Source organism: Streptomyces sp. NPDC086787, from assembly GCF_044745865.1.
Classification (GTDB): Bacteria; Actinomycetota; Actinomycetes; order Streptomycetales; family Streptomycetaceae; genus Streptomyces.
Window position 1 is genome coordinate 257,628 of the sequence record NZ_JBIVBC010000006.1, and the last position, 19,276, is coordinate 276,903.

The 19,276-nt window shown below is 71.4% G+C and carries 21 protein-coding genes; 8 read left to right on the forward strand and 13 right to left on the reverse strand.

Annotation, left to right across the window (positions count from 1 at the left end; translation table 11 throughout):
- Nucleotides 1–155: 155 nt before the first annotated feature.
- Both ACIPK3_RS17635 and ACIPK3_RS17640 read right to left on the reverse strand, forming a co-directional pair.
- The gene (locus ACIPK3_RS17635; RefSeq protein WP_402570578.1) at nucleotides 156–797 is read right to left on the reverse strand and encodes a DUF6758 family protein; all 642 of its coding nucleotides are present in this window, start codon (nucleotides 795–797) and stop codon (nucleotides 156–158) included.
- 111 nt (nucleotides 798–908) lie between these two features.
- A complete protein-coding gene (locus ACIPK3_RS17640) occupies nucleotides 909–1,505 on the reverse strand; it encodes a suppressor of fused domain protein (protein ID WP_402570580.1) in 597 nt (198 codons plus the stop codon).
- A 509-nt stretch (nucleotides 1,506–2,014) separates the two neighbouring features.
- Between ACIPK3_RS17640 and ACIPK3_RS17645 the strand changes: the two genes are divergently transcribed.
- Nucleotides 2,015–3,148 (forward strand): magnesium and cobalt transport protein CorA, encoded by a 1,134-nt coding sequence (locus tag ACIPK3_RS17645; protein WP_402570582.1) that lies wholly within the window; start codon nucleotides 2,015–2,017, stop codon nucleotides 3,146–3,148.
- 55 nt (nucleotides 3,149–3,203) lie between these two features.
- Entirely contained in the window at nucleotides 3,204–3,719 is a 516-nt protein-coding gene (locus ACIPK3_RS17650) for a hypothetical protein (RefSeq protein ID WP_402570584.1), read from the forward strand.
- A gap of 16 nt (nucleotides 3,720–3,735) precedes the next feature.
- Here ACIPK3_RS17650 and ACIPK3_RS17655 read toward each other — a convergent pair whose 3' ends face one another.
- Nucleotides 3,736–4,482, reverse strand: a complete 747-nt coding sequence (locus ACIPK3_RS17655) for a hypothetical protein (RefSeq protein WP_402570586.1) — start codon at nucleotides 4,480–4,482, stop codon at nucleotides 3,736–3,738.
- A gap of 190 nt (nucleotides 4,483–4,672) precedes the next feature.
- On the opposite strand from ACIPK3_RS17655, the gene ACIPK3_RS17660 reads away from it, so the two are divergent.
- Genes ACIPK3_RS17660 through ACIPK3_RS17670 form a run of 3 tightly spaced genes read left to right on the forward strand, consistent with a single transcriptional unit; the run spans nucleotide 4,673 to nucleotide 7,752 of the window.
- The gene (locus tag ACIPK3_RS17660; protein ID WP_402570587.1) at nucleotides 4,673–5,971 is read left to right on the forward strand and encodes a magnesium transporter MgtE N-terminal domain-containing protein; all 1,299 of its coding nucleotides are present in this window, start codon (nucleotides 4,673–4,675) and stop codon (nucleotides 5,969–5,971) included.
- Complete coding sequence (locus ACIPK3_RS17665) at nucleotides 5,961–6,575, forward strand: DUF1003 domain-containing protein (protein WP_402570588.1); 615 nt, start codon at nucleotides 5,961–5,963, stop codon at nucleotides 6,573–6,575. Before ACIPK3_RS17660 ends, ACIPK3_RS17665 begins: the two co-directional genes overlap by 11 nt.
- A 43-nt stretch (nucleotides 6,576–6,618) precedes the next feature.
- Nucleotides 6,619–7,752: an Mrp/NBP35 family ATP-binding protein gene (locus ACIPK3_RS17670; RefSeq protein ID WP_402570590.1), complete on the forward strand. Its 1,134-nt coding sequence runs from the start codon at nucleotides 6,619–6,621 to the stop codon at nucleotides 7,750–7,752.
- A gap of 96 nt (nucleotides 7,753–7,848) precedes the next feature.
- Here ACIPK3_RS17670 and ACIPK3_RS17675 read toward each other — a convergent pair whose 3' ends face one another.
- The 5 genes from ACIPK3_RS17675 to sigE form a co-directional block, all read right to left on the reverse strand.
- Entirely contained in the window at nucleotides 7,849–8,520 is a 672-nt protein-coding gene (locus ACIPK3_RS17675) for a hypothetical protein (protein ID WP_402570592.1), read from the reverse strand.
- 245 nt (nucleotides 8,521–8,765) lie between these two features.
- Complete coding sequence (locus ACIPK3_RS17680; protein WP_402570594.1) at nucleotides 8,766–9,194, reverse strand: sec-independent translocase; 429 nt, start codon at nucleotides 9,192–9,194, stop codon at nucleotides 8,766–8,768.
- A gap of 99 nt (nucleotides 9,195–9,293) precedes the next feature.
- Nucleotides 9,294–11,000: a trypsin-like peptidase domain-containing protein gene (locus tag ACIPK3_RS17685; protein WP_402570596.1), complete on the reverse strand. Its 1,707-nt coding sequence runs from the start codon at nucleotides 10,998–11,000 to the stop codon at nucleotides 9,294–9,296.
- Nucleotides 11,001–11,104: 104 nt separating this feature from the next.
- The gene (locus tag ACIPK3_RS17690; RefSeq protein ID WP_402570597.1) at nucleotides 11,105–11,935 is read right to left on the reverse strand and encodes an anti-sigma factor family protein; all 831 of its coding nucleotides are present in this window, start codon (nucleotides 11,933–11,935) and stop codon (nucleotides 11,105–11,107) included.
- Complete coding sequence (sigE, locus tag ACIPK3_RS17695; RefSeq protein WP_402570598.1) at nucleotides 11,932–12,648, reverse strand: RNA polymerase sigma factor SigE; 717 nt, start codon at nucleotides 12,646–12,648, stop codon at nucleotides 11,932–11,934. Before sigE ends, ACIPK3_RS17690 begins: the two co-directional genes overlap by 4 nt.
- A 240-nt stretch (nucleotides 12,649–12,888) precedes the next feature.
- On the opposite strand from sigE, the gene ACIPK3_RS17700 reads away from it, so the two are divergent.
- A complete protein-coding gene (locus tag ACIPK3_RS17700; protein WP_402570802.1) occupies nucleotides 12,889–13,587 on the forward strand; it encodes an O-methyltransferase in 699 nt (232 codons plus the stop codon).
- A gap of 148 nt (nucleotides 13,588–13,735) precedes the next feature.
- On the opposite strand, the gene ACIPK3_RS17705 is transcribed toward ACIPK3_RS17700, so the two are convergent.
- Nucleotides 13,736–13,903 carry a DUF3117 domain-containing protein gene (locus tag ACIPK3_RS17705; RefSeq protein WP_107121748.1) on the reverse strand — a complete coding sequence of 56 codons (168 nt, stop codon included), beginning with the start codon at nucleotides 13,901–13,903 and terminating at the stop codon, nucleotides 13,736–13,738.
- A 322-nt stretch (nucleotides 13,904–14,225) separates the two neighbouring features.
- Between ACIPK3_RS17705 and ACIPK3_RS17710 the strand changes: the two genes are divergently transcribed.
- On the forward strand, nucleotides 14,226–15,029 hold the full coding sequence (locus ACIPK3_RS17710) for an enoyl-CoA hydratase/isomerase family protein (RefSeq protein WP_402570600.1): 804 nt from the start codon (nucleotides 14,226–14,228) through the stop codon (nucleotides 15,027–15,029).
- A 22-nt stretch (nucleotides 15,030–15,051) separates the two neighbouring features.
- Here the strand turns inward: ACIPK3_RS17710 and ACIPK3_RS17715 are convergent, their stop codons facing one another.
- Entirely contained in the window at nucleotides 15,052–15,651 is a 600-nt protein-coding gene (locus ACIPK3_RS17715) for a DNA-3-methyladenine glycosylase I (RefSeq protein WP_402570602.1), read from the reverse strand.
- Nucleotides 15,648–16,004 (reverse strand): DivIVA domain-containing protein, encoded by a 357-nt coding sequence (locus tag ACIPK3_RS17720; RefSeq protein ID WP_402570604.1) that lies wholly within the window; start codon nucleotides 16,002–16,004, stop codon nucleotides 15,648–15,650. The genes ACIPK3_RS17715 and ACIPK3_RS17720 overlap by 4 nt, the downstream gene beginning before the upstream one ends.
- 142 nt (nucleotides 16,005–16,146) lie before the next feature.
- On the opposite strand from ACIPK3_RS17720, the gene folP reads away from it, so the two are divergent.
- Nucleotides 16,147–17,007 carry a dihydropteroate synthase gene (folP, locus tag ACIPK3_RS17725; protein WP_402570606.1) on the forward strand — a complete coding sequence of 287 codons (861 nt, stop codon included), beginning with the start codon at nucleotides 16,147–16,149 and terminating at the stop codon, nucleotides 17,005–17,007.
- 210 nt (nucleotides 17,008–17,217) lie between these two features.
- Here folP and ACIPK3_RS17730 read toward each other — a convergent pair whose 3' ends face one another.
- Together ACIPK3_RS17730 and dapE are read right to left on the reverse strand one after the other, a co-directional pair.
- Nucleotides 17,218–17,976, reverse strand: coding sequence for a TIGR00730 family Rossman fold protein (locus ACIPK3_RS17730; protein WP_402570607.1), 759 nt, complete (start codon nucleotides 17,974–17,976; stop codon nucleotides 17,218–17,220).
- Between the two features lie 82 nt (nucleotides 17,977–18,058).
- Nucleotides 18,059–19,162 (reverse strand): succinyl-diaminopimelate desuccinylase, encoded by a 1,104-nt coding sequence (dapE, locus tag ACIPK3_RS17735; RefSeq protein ID WP_402570609.1) that lies wholly within the window; start codon nucleotides 19,160–19,162, stop codon nucleotides 18,059–18,061.
- Nucleotides 19,163–19,276 lie beyond the last annotated feature (114 nt).

Here is a 19,276-nt window from a genome sequence, read left to right on the forward strand (position 1 = left end):
TCCAGGCATTGACGGGCGGCAGAGCACACCCGGGGGCGGAAGCGGACACCCAAGGATAGCCGGGCCACAGGGTGCCCTGTCACACCCGCAACCCGCACTCGCCCCCTACACACCCGTCCTCGTACCGTCCTCGTACCTGCCATCGGGACCCGCGCTCAGGGCTTCAGCAGTCTGGGGGACAGCGCCCCGCACGGCACCAGGTCCACCTCGGCCCCGGCATCACGCAGATCCGTCAGCACCAGTTCGTCGTACATCAGCAGCCCGGTCTGCTCGGGCCACACCACCGCCCACAGCCACATCCCGCGCGCCTCGCCCGCGAAGACGGCACGGTCGTCCGGCGCGCCGGTGACATGCCACAGCGGGGTCGGCCGTCCGGCGGCCAGCACCTTCGCCTGGGGCGGCTTCTCGACGTTCATGTACGGCCCGGGATCCGGGCCGTCGATGCCGGCATACCGGGCGCCGAGGCCGACCCCCAGCTCCTCGGCGACCAGGATCATCTCGCCCATGCCGCCGAGCGGGCCGGGTCCCGAGCAGGCAACGGCCGTCGCGCGCCCGCCGCTGCGGTCGTCGCCGGCACAGGCCACGCCCGTGAACAACCAGCCCACCGGCAACGGCCACGGCATCCAGACCGGCACCTGAGTGCGATGCACCACGACACCGAGGGCCTCGACGCTGGGCGGGATCACGGGCTGGACCGGGTGTACGGTCCCGTGCACATCGCACTGCCACGCATCGGCGAAGAGTCCGGGAGCCCTGACCCGGCCACCGCACTTCGGGCAACTGGGTTCGCCCCTCATAGGGCCCCACGGTCCTACCCCCGCTCCCCCACGTCAAGGACGATCACCCGTCCGGAGGGAACCGGTCACCACCCGTCGGTGACATCAGTCACCCTCACGGCGGGGCCGCGGTCAGTCGAGCGGAACGGAACCGCGCCCCGGATCCCGCAGGTCCGTCCCGTGCGCGAGCCAGCGCTCCTGGAGGGCCTGGGCGCCGTGGACCCGCTTCCAGGCGGCCTCGTTCGGAGTCATCGGCAGCAGCGGCAGGAACCGTACGGGGTCCATCGGCGCGTCGAGCTCCAGATCCGCCACCAGCCCGCCGGGCTCACCGACCAGGACCGAGGTGAACGGCGCGCCGGGCCACAGCGGATCGCCCACGTCGAGGGAGGCACCCGGCGCCACGACCACACCCTCCACCTGCGGCGACGCGCCGAGCACGGCGAGCGCGCGGAGCACCTTGTCGGTGTCGGCGTGACCCGCGCGTACGGAGAGGACCAGTTCCGCGCGCGGCCCCTCGACCGGGTCGGCGAGCATCACCGTGGGGTCGGCCATGGGCAGCGCGGACATGCCGAGGGTGGCGTAGCGGACCACGGCACCCTCCTGGTCGCTGTCCCGGAAGCGGAGCACCTCGATACGGTCCGTGCCGAGGAAGGTGACCGCGGCACGCGCGTCGGGTTCTCCCAGAGCCGTACTCAACCGGGCCTCGACGAGAGGCAGAACATCAACCATGCGCTGAGCATAGATCTCGTCAGTACCGGGCAAAGCGGCGCCTTGACACTGCGGGCTGCTGATACTCTGAGCCGGTGTTCGGGACAGCACGCAGAAGCGTCGCGATCGAGTCCCGACGCCGATGAGACTCCCTTACGAGGGACCGGCCGGAGGAGGTGGGGCTGCGATGGATCGAAGTCGATCCTGCAGTATCACCCGCTCTTCCCGCCGCTGATCCAGCTGCTTCGACCCGTCTGTCCGGCCTTCGCCTCCCGCGTTCGCGCGCGTCTGTGCGCTTTGGTTCGCCATGGGTTCGCCGCAGGGAAGAGCACTTCGTTTCGTTTTGCCTGATCTGCCTATCCGCATCAGTAGCCGAATCAGCAGCGAAGCCCCACCACCGCAACGGTGCGGTGCTCCCCGCTTTGTGGACGTGCCAAACATCCCACAGCACGGACGTCCCCATTCCGGGCAGTTCCACCCGTCACAGCGGTCTGCGCGTGCCTCGCCGCTCGTCACGAAGGAGCCCTGCCATGTCGATGATCCGCGACCTGCGCGCCGTGGTCCGCCCGTCCCGTCCCTCGCTGGGCAAGAACGTCCTGCGGGTGGACTCGGGGGCCTACGACACCACGCGCGACCCCTCGACGCCGTCCGCCGTGGTCGACTGCGCGGTGTACCGCGACGGCACGAGGGTGGACACCGCGGTACCGCTGACCCCGCACGAGGCCATGCGGCTGGTGCGCCGCGACGGCGGATTCGTGTGGATCGGCCTGCACGAGCCGACCGAGGCGGAATTCTCGGGTATCGCCGGTGAGTTCGGGCTGCACCCGCTGGCCGTGGAGGACGCGGTGCAGGCGCACCAGCGGCCGAAGCTGGAGCGCTACGACGACTCCCTCTTCACCGTCTTCAAGACCATCCACTACGTCGAGCACGACCGGCTCACCGCCACCAGCGAGGTCGTGGAGACCGGTGAGGTCATGTGCTTCACCGGCCGGGACTTCTTCATCACCGTCCGGCACGGCGGGCAGGGCTCGCTGCGGGCGCTGCGCCACCGCCTCCAGGACGAGCCCGAGTTGCTCGCCAAGGGTCCCTCGGCCGTGCTGCACGCGATCGCCGACCATGTGGTGGACGGCTACATCGCGGTCGCGGACGCGGTGCAGGACGACATCGACGTGGTGGAGACCGAGGTCTTCTCGCCGGGTCGCAAGGGCGGGGTGTCGCGTGGTGTGGACTCGGCGAGGATCTATCAGCTCAAGCGTGAGGTACTGGAGTTCAAGCGGGCGGTGTCGCCGCTGCTGCGGCCCATGCAGCTGCTGAGCGAGCGGCCGATGCGACTGATCGACCCGGACATCCAGAAGTACTTCCGGGACGTCGCCGACCACCTGGTCCGCGTCCAGGAGCAGGTGCTGGGCTTCGACGAACTGCTCAACTCCATCCTCCAGGCCAATCTGGCGCAGGCGTCGGTCGCGCAGAACGAGGACATGCGCAAGATCACGGCCTGGGCGGCCATCATCGCCGTGCCGACGATGGTGTGCGGGGTGTACGGCATGAACTTCGAGCACATGCCCGAGCTGCACTGGAAGTACGGCTACCCGGTGATCATGGGCGTCACGGTCGCCCTCTGTCTGGGCATCCACCGCACCCTGAAGCGCAACGGCTGGCTGTGAGCGGGGCCCTGCGGGCCCGGGTCGGGTCCGACGGGCAGGGCCTAGGCTGAGTCGCATGACTAGTGAGCTGCTCGGCCAGGCCCTCGTCGAGGAGGCCACGAAGAAGTCCGGCCTGATCTGGGTCAGGGGCGACGGGGCCCCGGCCGCGCGGGCGGTGTGGCACGTGTGGCACGACGGCGCGGTGTGCCTGCTGGGCGACGGTCCCGGGGAGCAGCCGCTGCCCGGGCTGGCCGACGGAGGCCGGGCCGAGGTGACGGTGCGCGGCAAGGACAAGGGCGGCAGGCTTGTGACCTGGACGGCGGCCGTGACCGAGCTGACGGCCGGCTCCGCCGAGTGGGACGCCACGGTGGCCGAGCTCAAGGGCAAGCGGCTGAACGCGCCGGACGGGGAGGCGATGACCGGACGCTGGGCCCGCGAGTGCCGGGTGCTGCGCCTGACCCCGACGGGCGATACGGCCCCGCTGCCCGACGGCGACCTGGCCGCGTCCCCCCTGCCGTCCCCGGCGACCACCCGCCGGCCGATCCCGGCGGCCCTGCCCCGGCTGCTGTTGCGGCGACGCGGGCGGAAGTAGCCGGCGGTCCCTGCGGCTACGACGCGGGGAGCTGTCTGCCGTAGTCCACGGTGTCGTTCTTCGCGGGCTGCGACACGGTGAAGTCCTTGCCCCAGTCGGAGAAGCTGAGCGTTCCCGCGCCGCCGCCACGGACCAGGCGGAGGGGGTACGGCTTGCCCTCCAGGGAGACGTCCAGGGTGCCGCCGGTGCCGTTGTCGCCGGTGATGCGGATGACCCGGGTGCCGGACTGCTCGTGGTGACCGTCCACGGCCAGCTTCCCGTGCAGGCTGAGCAGGCTGTCGAGGAGCACGGACTTGTCCGTGAAGCCGCTGAACTTCCGGTAGGCGGGGTCGCCCTGCGGCACCTTCACATACTTGCCGTCGAGCTTGTCGGCGGCCGCCCTGTCACCGTCCTTGCCGTCCGCCTGGCTCCAGAACTCGGCGTCGGCCTTCAGATACAGCTGCTCGCCGATCCGCAGCACATGGAAGGTCGCGCCCTGCGAGGTGACCGAGCCGGTGCCGCCGTCCGGCTTCAGCCGCATGTCGAGCCGGTAGCTGTGCCCGCTGGCGACGACGGTCCCGGACAGCCGTACCGCGTCGACGGAACCCGCGGCCGTCTTCGTGCGGCTCTGGATCGTGCCCGCGGCCAGCTTGCCCACTCCGTTGGTACCGGCGTCCGGATCCTCCGCGCACCCCGCGAGTGCCGCCGTTCCCGTCACCACCAGCGCGCATGACGCACCGAGCAGCGCGGCACGGCGGATACGGCTCTGGGGAATCGCTGTCACGGACGCGGCTGCCTTTCTGACGGCTCCTGATCGGCTACGGCAGCGTACCCGGGCCGCGCCCGGCAGACGGAGTCAGTCCGTCCGGACCGCTCACCAGGGCGTACCTGATCGGTACGGGCTAGCCTGAAGCACACCGAGCGAGCAGAACCGTACGGATAAGTACACACCCGTATGCAAAGGAAGCACCGCCATGGCAGCCGGCGTCCCCCGGGTCTTCGTCTCGCACCTCGCCGCTGTCCCCGTCTTCGACCCGAACGGCGACCAGGTGGGCCGCGTACGCGACCTGGTGGTGATACTCCGGGTCGCCCGCCGGCCCCCGCGCCTGCTCGGACTGGTCGTCGAACTGTCCACGCGGCGCCGTATCTTCCTGCCCATGACCCGGGTGACGAGCATCGAATCCGGCCAGGTCATCGCGACCGGGGTGCTCAACGTCCGCCGCTTCGAGCAGCGGCCCACCGAGCGCCTCGTCTTCGGGGAGCTGTTCGACCGGCGCGTGACCCTCGTGGAGACCGGCGAGGAGGTCACCGTCCTGGACGTGTCCGCGCAGCAGCTGCCGGCCCGCCGGGACTGGGAGGTCGACCGGGTCTACGTCCGCAAGGGCCGCAGGGGCGGCGCGTTCCGGCGCGCCAAGGGCGAGGCCCTCACTGTTGAGTGGTCCGCCGTCACCGGGTTCTCGCTGGAGGAGCACGGGCAGGGCGCCGAGAACCTGCTCGCCACCTTCGAGCAGCTCCGGCCCGCCGACCTCGCCAACGTGCTGCACCACCTCTCCCCCAAACGGCGCGCCGAGGTCGCGGCCGCCCTCGACGACGACCGGCTCGCCGACGTGCTGGAACAGCTCCCCGAGGACGACCAGATCGAGATCCTCGGCAAGCTGAAGGAGGAGCGCGCGGCGGACGTCCTGGAGGCCATGGACCCGGACGACGCGGCCGACCTGCTCGGGGAACTGCCCGAGACGGACAAGGAGCGGCTGCTGAGCCTGATGAAGCCCGCCGACGCGGCCGAGATGCGTCGCCTGATGTCGTACGAGGAGCACACCGCGGGCGGTCTCATGACCACCGAGCCCATCGTGCTGCGGCCCGACGCCACCGTCGCCGACGCCCTCGCCAGGGTCCGCAACCCCGACCTGCCGCCGGCCCTCGCCGCCCAGGTCTATGTCTGCCGCCCGCCCGACGAGACCCCGACCGGCAAGTACCTCGGCACGGTCCACTTCCAGCGCCTGTTGCGCGACCCGCCGTACACCCTGGTCAGTTCGCTGGTGGACGACGACCTCCAGCCGCTCGACCCCGACGCCACCCTGCCGCTCATCGCCGGGTTCTTCGCCACGTACGACATGGTGGCGGCGCCCGTCGTCGACGAGTCCGGGTCACTGCTCGGCGCGGTGACCGTGGACGACGTACTGGACCACATGCTCCCCGACGACTGGCGGGAGACGGAGTTCCACCTGGACGAGGAGACGGACGGCGAGGGGGCGGGCACGCATGGCTCCTGAGCGCGAGACCGGCGCACGCGAGCGCACCCCGGCCGGCGCCACCGCCGCCTCCCGGCCGCGCACCCCGCGGCTCGACCAGCCACGGCCGCCCCGGCACCGGTTCCTGCCCGAGTGGGACCCGGAGGCCTTCGGGCGGCTGTCGGAGAAGATCGCGCGGTTCCTCGGCACGGGACGCTTCATCGTCTGGATGACCGTCGTCATCATCCTGTGGGTGGTGTGGAACATCGCCGCGCCGGCCTTCCTGCGCTTCGACAACTACCCGTTCATCTTCCTGACGCTGATGCTCTCGCTCCAGGCCTCCTACGCGGCCCCGCTGATCCTGCTCGCACAGAACCGCCAGGACGACCGCGACCGGGTCAACCTCGAACAGGACCGCAAGCAGAACGAGCGGTCCATCGCGGACACCGAGTACCTCACCCGTGAGATCGCCGCCCTGCGCCTGGGCCTCGGCGAGGTGGCCACGCGCGACTGGATCCGCTCCGAACTCCAGGACTTCATCAGGGAGGCGAAGGAGGTGGAGGAACGGCGGCATCGCGGCGGACACATCGTATTCCCGGCGAAGCGGGCAGACCGGTCCCCGGGTAGTGACGCAGACGACCGCTGAACCGCTACCCGCAGGCCCCTCCGTGCGCCGTACCATCGTCCTTATGGCTACGGAAGACGCGGTGCGCGAGGCACTGGCGACGGTGAACGACCCCGAGATCAACCGACCCATCACCGAACTCGGCATGGTCAAATCGGTGGAGATCGGCGCGGACGGAGCGGTCGCGGTCACCGTGTACCTGACGGTCTCCGGCTGCCCCATGCGCGACACGATCACGCAGCGCGTGACCGACGCGGTCTCCCGGGTCGACGGCGTCACCCGCGTCGACGTCACGCTGGACGTCATGAGCGACGAGCAGCGCAAGGAACTCGCGAACGCGCTGCGCGGCGGCCAGACCGAGCGCGAGGTCCCCTTCGCCAAGCCCGGCAGCCTGACCAGGGTCTACGCGGTCGCCTCCGGCAAGGGCGGCGTCGGCAAGTCCTCCGTGACCGTCAACCTGGCGGCGGCCATGGCGGCCGACGGCCTGAAGGTGGGCGTGGTCGACGCCGACATCTACGGCCACAGCGTGCCGCGCATGCTGGGCGCGGACGGCCGTCCGACCCAGGTCGAGAACATGATCATGCCGCCGTCGGCGCACGGCGTGAAGGTCATCTCCATCGGCATGTTCACCCCGGGCAACGCGCCGGTCGTCTGGCGCGGCCCGATGCTCCACCGCGCGCTCCAGCAGTTCCTCGCGGACGTGTACTGGGGCGACCTGGACGTCCTGCTCCTCGACCTGCCCCCGGGCACCGGTGACATCGCCATCTCGGTCGCCCAGCTGGTCCCGAACGCCGAGATCCTGGTCGTGACCACGCCGCAGCAGGCGGCCGCCGAGGTCGCCGAGCGGGCGGGTGCGATCGCGGTCCAGACCCACCAGAAGATCGTCGGCGTGGTCGAGAACATGTCCGGCCTGCCCTGCCCGCACTGCGGCGAGATGGTCGACGTCTTCGGCACGGGCGGCGGTCAGACCGTCGCGGACGGCCTGACCCGCACGACGGGCGCGACCGTCCCGGTGCTCGGCAGCATCCCGATCGACGTCCGCCTGCGCGAGGGCGGCGACGAGGGCAAGCCCGTCGTCCTCAGCGACCCCGGCTCACCGGCGGGCTCCGCGCTGCTGGCCATCGCGGGCAAGCTCGGCGGCCGCCAGCGGGGCCTTTCCGGGCTGTCGCTGGGGATCACGCCGAAGAACAAGTTCTAGGCCGACAGGGCCCGGGCCCTCAGGCCTCCCGGGCAGGCTCGGGGCGCCGTCCACTGATGGACGGCGCCTCTTTCCGTCGGAGCCGGGTGCGGCCGGTCAGGCGTACGCCGTGATGTCCTTGATCTTGGCGAAGCCGAGCCCGTACGCGCTCATCCCTCTCCCGTACGCCCCCACGTGCACCCCTTCCTGGGTCGAGCCGGCAAGCACCCAGCCGAACTCGGACTCCCGGTAGTGGAAGGGCGTCGGCACGCCGTCGACCGGCAGGGACAGGGTCGACCAGTCGGATCCCGCGAGGTCGTCCGCGAGCACCCAGGCCGTCTCCGTCTGCTGCTCCAGCCAGTCGTCGCGCAGGCTGTGGTCCATCTGGCCGGGCCAGGTGAACATCAGCAGCCCCACACCGGCCAGCCAGGCCGCGGAGGAGACCGAGGTGGCCTCCAGGAAGCCCGTGCCGTCGGCGCTGCGCCGGGACGGGTTGGCGGCGACCGTGACCACGACCGCGAACTTCTCCTTCGGCTCGGTACCCGTGCCGACGGCGAACTCGTTCTTGACGGACGGTTCGTCGCCGTGTCCGATCGAACCGTGTTCGACGGTGCCGTCGGCCGCCGTACCGACCTGCATCAGCCAGCGCGGCCCCGTGAAGGCCTCGTCGAGGCCGTACCAGGGGAAGGGCGCCAGCAGGTAGCCGTCGACCGTGCGCCGGGCGAAGGGGACCTGTCTGCCACCCTCCGCGTCCGGCGCCTGTGCGACTGCCCGACTTGTCGTCTCCATCTGCCCGGACGCCTCCTCGCTCTCGTCGGACCGGGGCGGGGGCCCGCCCCCCTTCGGGCGTACTCGTCCGGTCCGCACAACAACTCGGCAGCATATCGACACCGCTTCGAGCAGCGGCGAATCCTTCCGTTGCGTGGGTCGCACGCGCGGCTGGTTCGCGCCGTGCGAGCCGCCCACACGGTATGAAACACGTCACGTCCCGGCGCGTGGCGCGCCGGGACGTGACATTGACTCGTTTACGCCGGTCAGGTGGCGTCCGCGTCGAAGGGCGGCCGCCCGTCCCCGGCAGGGGGCTCGGGCTTCTTGGCCATGTCGACGCGACGACCGGTGGAGGAGTCACCGGAGTCGCTCTCGCGGCTGTGCACCGCGTCCGTGACCTCGGCCATCTCCTTCTTCAGGTCGAAGCCGTTGCGGATCTCCTTCAGCCCCAGGTCGTCGTTGTCCAGCTGCTTGCGGAGGAACGTCTTGGGGTTGAGGTCCTCGAACTCGAAGTCCTTGAAATCCGGACCCAGCTCGGCGCGGATGTCGTGCTTGGCACTGTCCGAGAATTCCCGGATCTTTCGGATCGTCCGCGTGACGTCCTGAATGAACTTCGGGAGCTTGTCCGGACCGAAGATGAGCACGGCAATCACGATGATCGTGACCAGCTCAAGCGGTCCTATGTCATTGAACACCTGAAGCTCCTTGTGATGTCCCCGGGCCGGGTCTACGGTACCCGGCGTACCGGTCCGACCGGAACTGCCCCAATGGTCGCCGGATCAGATGTCGTCGGATCAGATGTCGTCCGATGAGCCGAGCACCAGGGAGACCGACGTCCGACTGCCGTCGCGCTCCACGGTCAGGCGCAGCCGGTCGCCCGGCCGGTGGGCCCGGGTCCGGACGATCAGTTCCTCCCCGGAGTGCACGCGCTGCCCGTCGACCCCGGTGACGACGTCGCCCGGCTTCAGGCCGGCGCGGGCTCCGGGACCACCCCTGACGACCGCGGGCGTGCCCTTGGGTCCGGTGGTGTCGATACGGGCGCCGTCGCCGGTGTAGTCCATGTCCAGGTTGACGCCGATCACCGGGTGGACCGCCCGGCCGTTGTTGATCAGTTCCTCGGCGACGCGCTTGGCCTGGTTGACCGGGATGGCGAAACCGAGGCCGATGGAGCCGGCCTGACCCTTGTCCGGGTCCTGCTGGTCGGAGCCGCCTGTGGCGGACCGGATGGCGGAGTTGATGCCGACGACCCGGGCCTGGGAGTCGAGGAGCGGGCCGCCGGAGTTGCCGGGGTTGATGGGCGCGTCCGTCTGGAGGGCGTCGACGTAGGACACGTCGCTCCCGCGCTCGCCGCCCGCCGTGATCGGCCGCTCCTTGGCGCTGACGATGCCGGAGGTGACGGTGTTGGAGAGGTCGAAGGGCGCGCCGATGGCGACGACGGGGTCGCCGACCTGGACGTTGTCGGAGTTGCCGAGCGGCAGGGGCTTGAGGCCGTGGACACCGGTGACCTGGACGACGGCGAGGTCGTAGCCGCTGTCCCGGCCGACGATCCTGGCCTTGGCGGTGTCGCCGCTGCTGAACGTCACGGATATCTCGCCGCCGGACGCGGCGAACTCGACGACGTGGTTGTTGGTGAGGATGTGTCCCCGGGTGTCCAGGACGAAGCCGGTGCCGGTGCCCGCCTCGCTGCGGCCGGTCACATGCAGGGTGACCACGCTGGGCAGCGCGCGGGCGGCTATTCCGGCCACGCTGTCCGGGGCGCGCCCGGCCGGTACCGCGCCCGCCTGTGGCAGGTGTACGTCGCCCAGGCCGCCGTTGCGCTCCAGGTACGACCCGATCGCGCCGCCGACGCCTCCGGAGACGAGCGCCAGCGCCACCGCCCCGCCGACGAGCGCCCGCCTGCGCCGCCCACGCCGATGCCGCTCGGAGCCCGCAGCGACAACGGTCTGCTGAAGGGCCCCGTGACCGGCCCAGGGGTCGTAGCGCCGCCAGAGGTCGGGATGCGTGCCGTGGGCGGGGGTGGGGGTGGGGGCGGCTGCGGGGGCAGTGGCCGGAGCAGGCGCAGGAACAGGCGCAGGAACAGGCGCAGGAACAGGCGCGGGGTGCTGCACCGGCGGAGCGGGCGCCCAGGGGCCGGGTTCGCCGTACGGAGGCGTGCCGTACGGGTCGGGATCGTGCAGCGGCCTGACCCGATCGCCCTCGGCCGGGGGCGGCGCCTCGACGGCCTCGGCCACGGCGCTGTCGTCGTCCTCGGCCGCAGACGCATCGCTCCCGGTTTCGGGCCCCCCGGCCGCACCGGAAGACATCGCGGCCTCGTCCGGCACGGACGGCACGGACTCACCGGCCCCCGACGCGGACGCCTCGCCCCCGGAGCCGCCGTCCTGCGGCACGGCACCCCGGGTGGGTGCCGCCAGTTCGAAGTCTCCGTCGGCGGACTGGGCCGGGGGCCGGGGGCGGCTCCACCACTTGGTCCTGGCCGGCTTTGTCGGATTCCCCTCGTTCATGCTCTCCCCACAGCTGGGCCGCCGAACTCGACTCCGCGCCGGGAACTCCACCGCGGGCACGGCCCTCGCAGGATTCAACCAGGTCGGCGAGAGGAGTGGGCGGGTCAGGGGGCCCGGTGCGGGGAGGTGGCGTTGGTGGGGGCGGGGCCGGCCGTGGGCCAGGACAGCGGGCGTATGAGCGGCGGTGTGTCGGCCGTGGCCAGCTCGCGTGCCGGCGCCGGCAGTCCGGGCTGCAGGGGCGCGAACACCGAGGTCGGCGCCACGGATGTCTCGCCGAGCCGGCTGGCCTGGACGAGCAGCGGTCCCGTGGTGCGGCGGCGCTGGGAGTCGGGCGCCGATGTCCCGCCGCCGGTCCCACCGCCACCCTGGGTGCGGGCCGGGGTCACATTGGTGCCGGGGCCGCCCCGCGCGTCGGGGGTCAGGTCGCCCGGGATGCCCGTGCTCACCCCGCCCAGCGCGACTGCGGCCAGCGAGACCGCCCCGGCGGCTGCCGCGGCGAACCGCAGCCCACGCGAGCTGGGGCGCTCGCCGACGGGGTGGATACGAAAGCCACGGTCGGCGACGGAGGCCGCGGCGGGGTGGGGACGGACCGGCACGTAGCCGAACTTGAACCCCTCGGGCCCGCGCACCCCGAAGACGCCTGCGCCCAGCGGCGAGCCGGTGCCCTCGTCCGCGTCACCGCCGCCCGCGGGAAGGCTCTGGAGACGTGCCAGGAAGCTCTCGGACGGCGGGGGCGGGGCCGCCTGGGCGAAGACGTTCTTCAGGCGTCGCTGGGCGTCCGCCTCCGTCTTGCACCTGACGCAGGTGGCCAGGTGGGCCAGGACGCGCTCACGCGACTCATGATCGAGCTCACCGTCAACGAGGGCGGAAAGCCGATCTCCCAGATGCTGCTCTGCGAGGAGTGCCTCGGCAGGTTTCGGCCGTGATCCACTCACGCGGTCGCGCCCCCTCCTCCCAGAGCGGGAACGCGGGCCATGAAGGAGCGGCGCTCGGCGGCCCGCGTCTGCGGGGCGCGATGCGCGAGGGCCTTGCGCAGCTGGGAGCGGCCGCGGTGGATCCGGGAGCGGACCGTGCCGAGCTTGACGCCGAGGGTCGCGGCGATCTCCTCGTAGGACAGTCCCTCGATGTCGCACAGGACGACCGCGGCCCGGAACTCGGGCGCCAGGGTGTCCAGGGCCTGCTGGACGTCGGCGTCGAAGTGCGCGTCGTTGAACGCCTGCTGGGGCGTGGGCTCACGGCTCGGCAGGCGCTCGGCGGCGTCCTCGCCCAGCGCGTCGAAACGGATGCGCTGCTTGCGGCGCACCATGTCGAGGAAGAGGTTCGTGGTGATGCGGTGCAGCCAGCCCTCGAAGGTGCCGGGTGTGTAGGTCGACAGCGATCTGAAGACGCGGACGAAGACCTCCTGCGTGAGGTCCTCCGCGTCGTGCTGGTTGCCCGTGAGTCGGTACGCCAGGCGGTAGACCCGGCCGCTGTGCGTACTGACGATCTCCTCCCACGTGGGCGGAGTCCACGCCTGGGCGTCCGCGTCGGTGGAGAACGTCGCGGTCTGGGCTTCGCCTGCGGCGAATCCGGCGGCGCGGCCGGCGTCAGCAGCGGTGTCGTTCACGGATTTCGGCCTGCCCGCCGATCCGAGAAAGCGCCGCAGCACTCCTCCGCGATCCGCATGCGCGGCCGCACCTCCCCTGTCAGCTCTGGTGGTGTCCAGTGGAGCCCCTACCATAGCCACCTCGCCCGTTAGCTCCGGATAAGCGGTTTTACGAGAATTTGAGCTGGGTCGACGCGCCTCACGGCCCGCCTCCGTCCGTACCCCTGTCCGTACCGCTGTCCGCACCTGTGGCCCCCCGTCGGTCCCCGTGCCGCTCACTCACCCCTGTAAACGCCCGGTCCCATCTGCGGGTTCCCGGGGCCAACGGATACAGTCACGCCCAGGCAACCTTGGGGACAGGAGAGGGTCATTACCGGCAACCGGCAGACGAGCTGGGCGTTCGCCGACGCCTTTGTCGCCGAGGACGACGCGCTGCGCTGGGCCCGCGACCGGGCCCGGGATGCGGGGCTGCGCTCGGTGTCGCCCGGCGCGGGCGCCGCGCTGCGGCTGCTGGCCGCCGCCGTGGACGCCAAGGCGGTCGCGGAGATCGGCACCGGCTGCGGGGTGTCCGGGATCCATCTGCTGCACGGCATGCGGCCGGACGGGGTACTGACCACCGTGGATCCCGAGCCGGAGCACCAGCAGTTCGCCCGGCAGGCCTTCCGCGCCAGCGGTTTCGCCAGCAACCGGGCCCGTTTCATCCCCGGCCGCGCCCTGGACGTGCTGCCCCGGCTCGCGGACGCCGGCTACGACCTGGTCTTCTGCGACGGCGACCGGCTGGAGTACCTGGATTACCTCGCTGAATCGTTGCGCCTGCTGCGGACGGGCGGGGTGGTGGTCTTCGAGGGTGTCTTCGGCAACGGCCGCACGGTGGACTCGGGTCCCCAGCCGACCGAGGTGCTGCGGCTGCGGGAGCTTCTGCGGGCGGTGCGGGAGAGCCAGGAACTGGTGCCTTCGCTGCTGCCGGTGGGCGACGGGCTGCTCTGCGCCGTCAAAAGGTGAACGCCGCCAAACGTCATCGAATCGTGAACGTCGCCGGACACCGAACGCCACCGGGAACCACCCGGAACCGTCTGGAACCACCCGGAACGCAGTTGTCCCGGTATCGCATGCGATACCGGGACAACTGAAAGGGATGGTCGCCGGCGCGTCAGGCAACGACCTTCTTGAGGGCGTCGCCGAGCGCCTCGGCCTCGTCAGGAGTCAGCTCGACGACGAGCCGACCGCCGCCTTCGAGCGGAACGCGCATGACGATGCCCCGCCCCTCCTTGGTCACCTCGAGCGGGCCATCGCCCGTCCGCGGCTTCATGGCCGCCATGCTCGTTCCCCTTCCTGAAACCAGCTCATAGTCTGCCGACGGCCCTGGAGGGCACGCGGAATCCGGGTGGGACACGCGTCACCGGCATCGAACACATTGCTTCCAAGCCATTATCCCGCATCTCAGGACCCGATGACCAACATCAGTAGGCATCGCTTGGGCAACGCGCGCGAGCAAAACCACTCAATTCGGCGATGTGACTGCGATACTGCGCCATCGCGCCGACCGTGGATGCCGTCCCCGCGGTGATCTCCGCCATGCTGTCCTGTGACACGGGCGTACGCGGTACGCCCCGGGCAGACACTGCAAGAGGGGATGCGTCATGGCCGACACCGTGCTCTACGAGGTGACCGACGGACTCGCAACGATCACGCTGAACCGCCCCGAGGCGATGAACGCTCTGAACATCGAGACCAAGGCCGCCTTCCGGGACGCGGCGCGGCAGGCGGCGGAGGACGCGTCCGTACGGGCGATCCTGCTCACCGCCGCCGGGGACCGGGCGTTCTGCGTGGGCCAGGACCTCAAGGAGCACATGGGACTGCTGGCGTCCGACCGCGAGACCGGGGCGGGAGAGACGATGAGGACGGTGCGGGAGCACTACAACCCGATCGTGCGGGCCCTCACCGGGGCTCCGAAGCCGGTGGTCGCGGCGGTCAACGGCGTCGCGGCCGGCGCGGGCCTCGGTTTCGCGCTGGCGGCGGACTTCCGTCTGGTGTCGGACACGGCGTCCTTCAACACCTCGTTCGCCGGGGTGGCGCTGACCGCCGACTCCGGCGTCTCCTGGACGCTGCCCCGGGTCGTCGGCCCCGGCCGCGCCGCCGACCTGCTGCTCTTCCCGCGGACCATCAGCGCGCAGGAATCGTACGAGCTGGGCATCGCGAACCGGCTCGTGCCGTCCGGCGAGCTGCGGGCCGAGGCCGAGAAGGTCGCCCGGAAGCTCGCCGCGGGTCCGACCCTGGCCTACTCGGCGATCAAGGAGGCGGTCGCCTTCGGCATGACGCACTCCCTGGACGAGACGCTGGACAAGGAGGACGAGCTCCAGTCGCGCGCGGGGCGGTCCGAGGACCACACGATCGCGGTGCAGGCGTTCGTGAACAAGGAGAAGCCGAAGTACCTGGGCCGCTGAGCCCCGGACAGGCCCCGGGCACTCATGCGCCGGGCGGTGGGCTGGTGCGGCTCACGCACCCCTCCAGGTGGTCGTCGACCAGCCCGCACGCCTGCATCAGCGCGTATGCCGTCGTGGGGCCGACGAAGCGCAGGCCCTGCTTCTTGAGCGCCTTCGACAGGGCCGTCGACTCCGGGGTGACCGGGAGGACGTCCGCGAGGGTCTTCGGGACGGGGCGGCCGGCCGGGTCCGGGGCGTGGGACCAGATCAGGCTGTCCAGCTCGCCGGGTGACCAGTCGGCGAGCACACGCGCGTTGGCGAGCGTCGCGTCGATCTTGGCGCGGTTGCGGATGATGCCGGCGTCTCCGAGGAGGCGCTCGCGGTCGTCGTCGGTGAAGTCCGCGACGGCGGCGATCTTGAAGTCGGAGAAGGCGGCGCGGAATCCGGTACGGCGGCGCAGGATGGTGATCCACGACAGACCCGACTGGAAGGCTTCCAGACTGAGGCGCTCGAAGAGGGCGTCGTCGCCGTGCACCGGGCGGCCCCACTCCTCGTCGTGGTAGCTCACATAGTCCTCGGTGGACAGGGCCCAGGGGCAGCGCGGCAGGCCGTCCGGGCCGACCAGGGCGGAGCCGTCACTCACCGCTCGTCCTCTCGCGCGGGCTTGTCCAGCCGGACGTGCGCCGCGGCCTGGGCACCGGCCAGCGCGGACTCCAGGTCGGCGATACGGGCGTCGCGCTCGGCGAGTTCGGCGGCGATGCGGCCGAGGGCATCGTCCACGTCGGCCATGCGGTAGCCGCGCGCGGTGAGCGGGAAGCGGAGGTGCTCCACGTCCGCGCGGCCGATCGGGCGGTCCGGGGGCAGCGGGTCGGTGAGGCGCTCGGGTGACGCCTCGGGCAGGGGGCCGGTGGCGCCCTCGCCGCCGCCCACCACGGCGAGTGTCACCGCGGCGACCACGACGGCGAGCGCGACGACCAGGAACATGAACATAACCATCGCTGCGTCCCCACGCTCTGTGTAACTGGCTTGCGCAGTCTCGCGCACTTCCGGGTGCGATCGTGCCATGCCAGTCTGACAGTCGCGGTCGGCGGCGTCCGACACCGCGGCGTACCGCGACGTACTGGGAGAAGGGCACAGAATGCTCAGATTGGGCGGGCGGGTCTTCGAGCCGCACGAGCCGGTGATCATGGCGATCGTGAACCGGACCCCGGACTCCTTCTACGACCGGGGGGCCACCTTCCGTGACGAGCCTGCGCTCGCGCGCGTGGAGCAGGCGGTGGCCGAGGGGGCCGCGATCATCGACATCGGCGGGGTCAAGGCCGGGCCGGGGGACGAGGTGACCGCAGAGGAGGAGGCGCGGCGGACGGTCGGCTTCGTGGCGGAGGTACGACGGCTGTTCCCCGATGTGATCATCAGCGTGGACACCTGGCGGGCGGAGGTCGGGGAGGCCGTCTGCGAGGCCGGGGCCGATGTGCTCAACGACGCCTGGGGCGGGGTGGACCCGGGGCTCGCGGAGGTCGCCGCACGATACGGGGCGGGACTGGTGTGCACGCACGCGGGCGGCGCCGAGCCGCGTACGCGGCCGCACCGGGTGTCGTACGACGACGTGGTGGCCGACATCCTCCGGGTGACCGTGGGTCTTGCCGAGCGGGCCGTGGCGCTGGGGGTGCCCCGGGAGTCGGTGCTGATCGACCCCGGGCACGACTTCGGCAAGAACACACGGCACAGCCTCGAGGCGACGCGGCGGCTGGACGAGCTGGTGGCCACGGGGTGGCCCGTGCTGGTGTCGCTGTCCAACAAGGACTTCGTCGGGGAGACGCTCGACCGGCCGGTCAAGGAGCGGCTGCTCGGGACGCTGGCGACGACGGCGGTCTCCGCGTGGCTGGGGGCGCGGGTGTACCGGGTGCACGAGGTGGCGGAGACCAGGCAGGTCCTGGACATGGTGGCCTCGATCGCCGGCCACCGCCCCCCGGCGGTCGCCCGCCGGGGGCTGGCCTAGGGCGTGTCTGACAATTCCCGTCGTCCGCCCGGAGGGCGGGCCTCGCGGGGGCTGGTGCGTGCGATCGCAAGGCGCCGGAGCGCCCTCGTGGCGGCGCCACGTGGGCGTTTCGGCAACGCTGCGAGCGTGCGTGCCAGCCCCCGCGAGGCAGGCGGGAATTGTCAGACACGCCCTAGGACGAAACACGCCCCTGGGGAAGTCCCCTGGGATCTACCGCCCGGCCTCCTTGGACACCAGGGCGACCGCCTCGTCCACGTCGTCCGTGACGTGGAAGAGGAGGAGGTCCTTCTCGGAGGCCTTGCCCTGGGCGATCACCGCGCTCCGGAGCCAGGAGACCAGGCCGCCCCAGTACGCGCTGCCGAAGAGCACGATCGGGAAGCGGGTGACCTTCTGGGTCTGGACGAGGGTGAGGGCCTCGAAGAGTTCGTCCAGGGTGCCGAGGCCGCCGGGGAGGACCACGAAACCCTGGGCGTACTTGACGAACATCATCTTGCGGACGAAGAAGTACCGGAAGTTGAGGCCGATGTCGACGTAGGGGTTGAGCCCCTGCTCGAAGGGCAGCTCGATGCCGAGGCCGACCGAGGTGCCACCTGCCTCGCAGGCACCCTTGTTGGCGGCCTCCATCGCGCCGGGCCCACCGCCGGTGATCACCGCCCAGCCCGCCTCCACGAGGCCGCGGCCCAGACGCACGCCCGCGTCGTACTCCGCCGAGTCCGTCGGGGTGCGGGCGGATCCGAACACGCTGATCGCGGGCGGGAGTTCGGCCAGGGTGCCGAATCCCTCGATGAACTCCGACTGGATGCGCAGGACACGCCACGGGTCCGTGTGGACCCAGTCCGACGGGCCGCCCGCGTCCAGCAGTCGCTGGTCCGTGGTGCTCGACGTCACCTGCCCCCGGCGGCGGAGGACCGGTCCCAGGCGCTGCTCCTCCGGTGGCTGCTTCTTGCCCTCGGGGTTGCCAGTAGCCATGTGCGCTCCCTCCACGTACAGGTGTTTCCGCCTCAGCGTAGATCGGCGGGGGTTACGCGCGGGGGACGTCAGCGTGTCCGGCTCAACTCGTCAGCCAGGCCCGCAGGCGTTCTTCGGCCGCGAGGATCTTCGCCGTCTCGACCCGTTCGTCCCGCTTGTGTGCGAGATGCGGGTTGCCCGGCCCGTAGTTGACGGCCGGGACGCCCAGGGCGGAGAAACGGGAGACGTCGGTCCAGCCGTACTTCGGCTGCGGGGTGCCGCCGACCGCCTCGGTGAAGGCCGCCGCGGCCGGGTGGGACAGTCCCGGCAGTGCGCCGGGACTGTGGTCGTCCACCACGAACTCCGCCACCCCGCAGTCCGCGAAGACCTCGCGGACGTGCGCGAGCGCCTCCTGCTCGGAGCGGTCGGGCGCGTAGCGGAAGTTCACGGTGACCACGCACTCGTCGGGGATGACGTTGCCCGCCACACCGCCCGAGACACCCACCGCGTTGAGGCCCTCGCGGTACTCCAGGCCGTCGATCAGCGGCCATCGGGGCTGGTAGGCGGCGAGGCGCGCGAGGATCGGCGCGGCGGCGTGGATCGCGTTGGAGCCCATCCACCCGCGTGCCGAGTGGGCCCGCTCCCCCGTCGTCCTCAGCTTGACCCTCAGGGTGCCCTGGCAGCCGCCCTCGACCTGGCCGTCCGACGGCTCCAGGAGCACGGCGAAGTCGCCCTCCAGCCATTCGGGGCGTGCCTCGGCGATGTGCTTGAGGCCGTTGAGGTCGGCGGCGACCTCCTCGTTGTCGTAGAAGACGAAGGTCAGGTCGCGGTTGGGCGCGGGAACGGTGGCCGCGATGCGCAGCTGGACCGCGACGCCGGACTTCATGTCGCAGGTGCCGCAGCCCCACAGGACACCGTCCTCGTCGAGGCGCGAGGGGACGTTGTCCGCGATCGGGACCGTGTCGATGTGCCCGGCCAGGATCACCCGCTCGGACCGGCCCAGGTTCGTGCGGGCGACGACGTTGTTGCCGTACCGGTCGACGGTCAGGTGCGGCAGCGCGCGCAGGGCCGCTTCGACGGCGTCCGCGAGGGGCTTCTCCGTGCCGCTCTCCGACGGGAAGTCGACCAGCCGCGCGGTGAGCGCGGCGGCGTCCAGCGTGAGATCCAGCGCGGTGTCGAACGAAGGGTCGAGCGGGGTGTCGGGCATGGTGACGACCCTAACCCGCCACCCGTTCCGGGGGCCGCGCGCCGATCAGGCGCCGATGCCATTCCGTGCGCCGCTTCCTCCCTTGTCGCCCCGGCGGACTCCAGTACCTTGTAC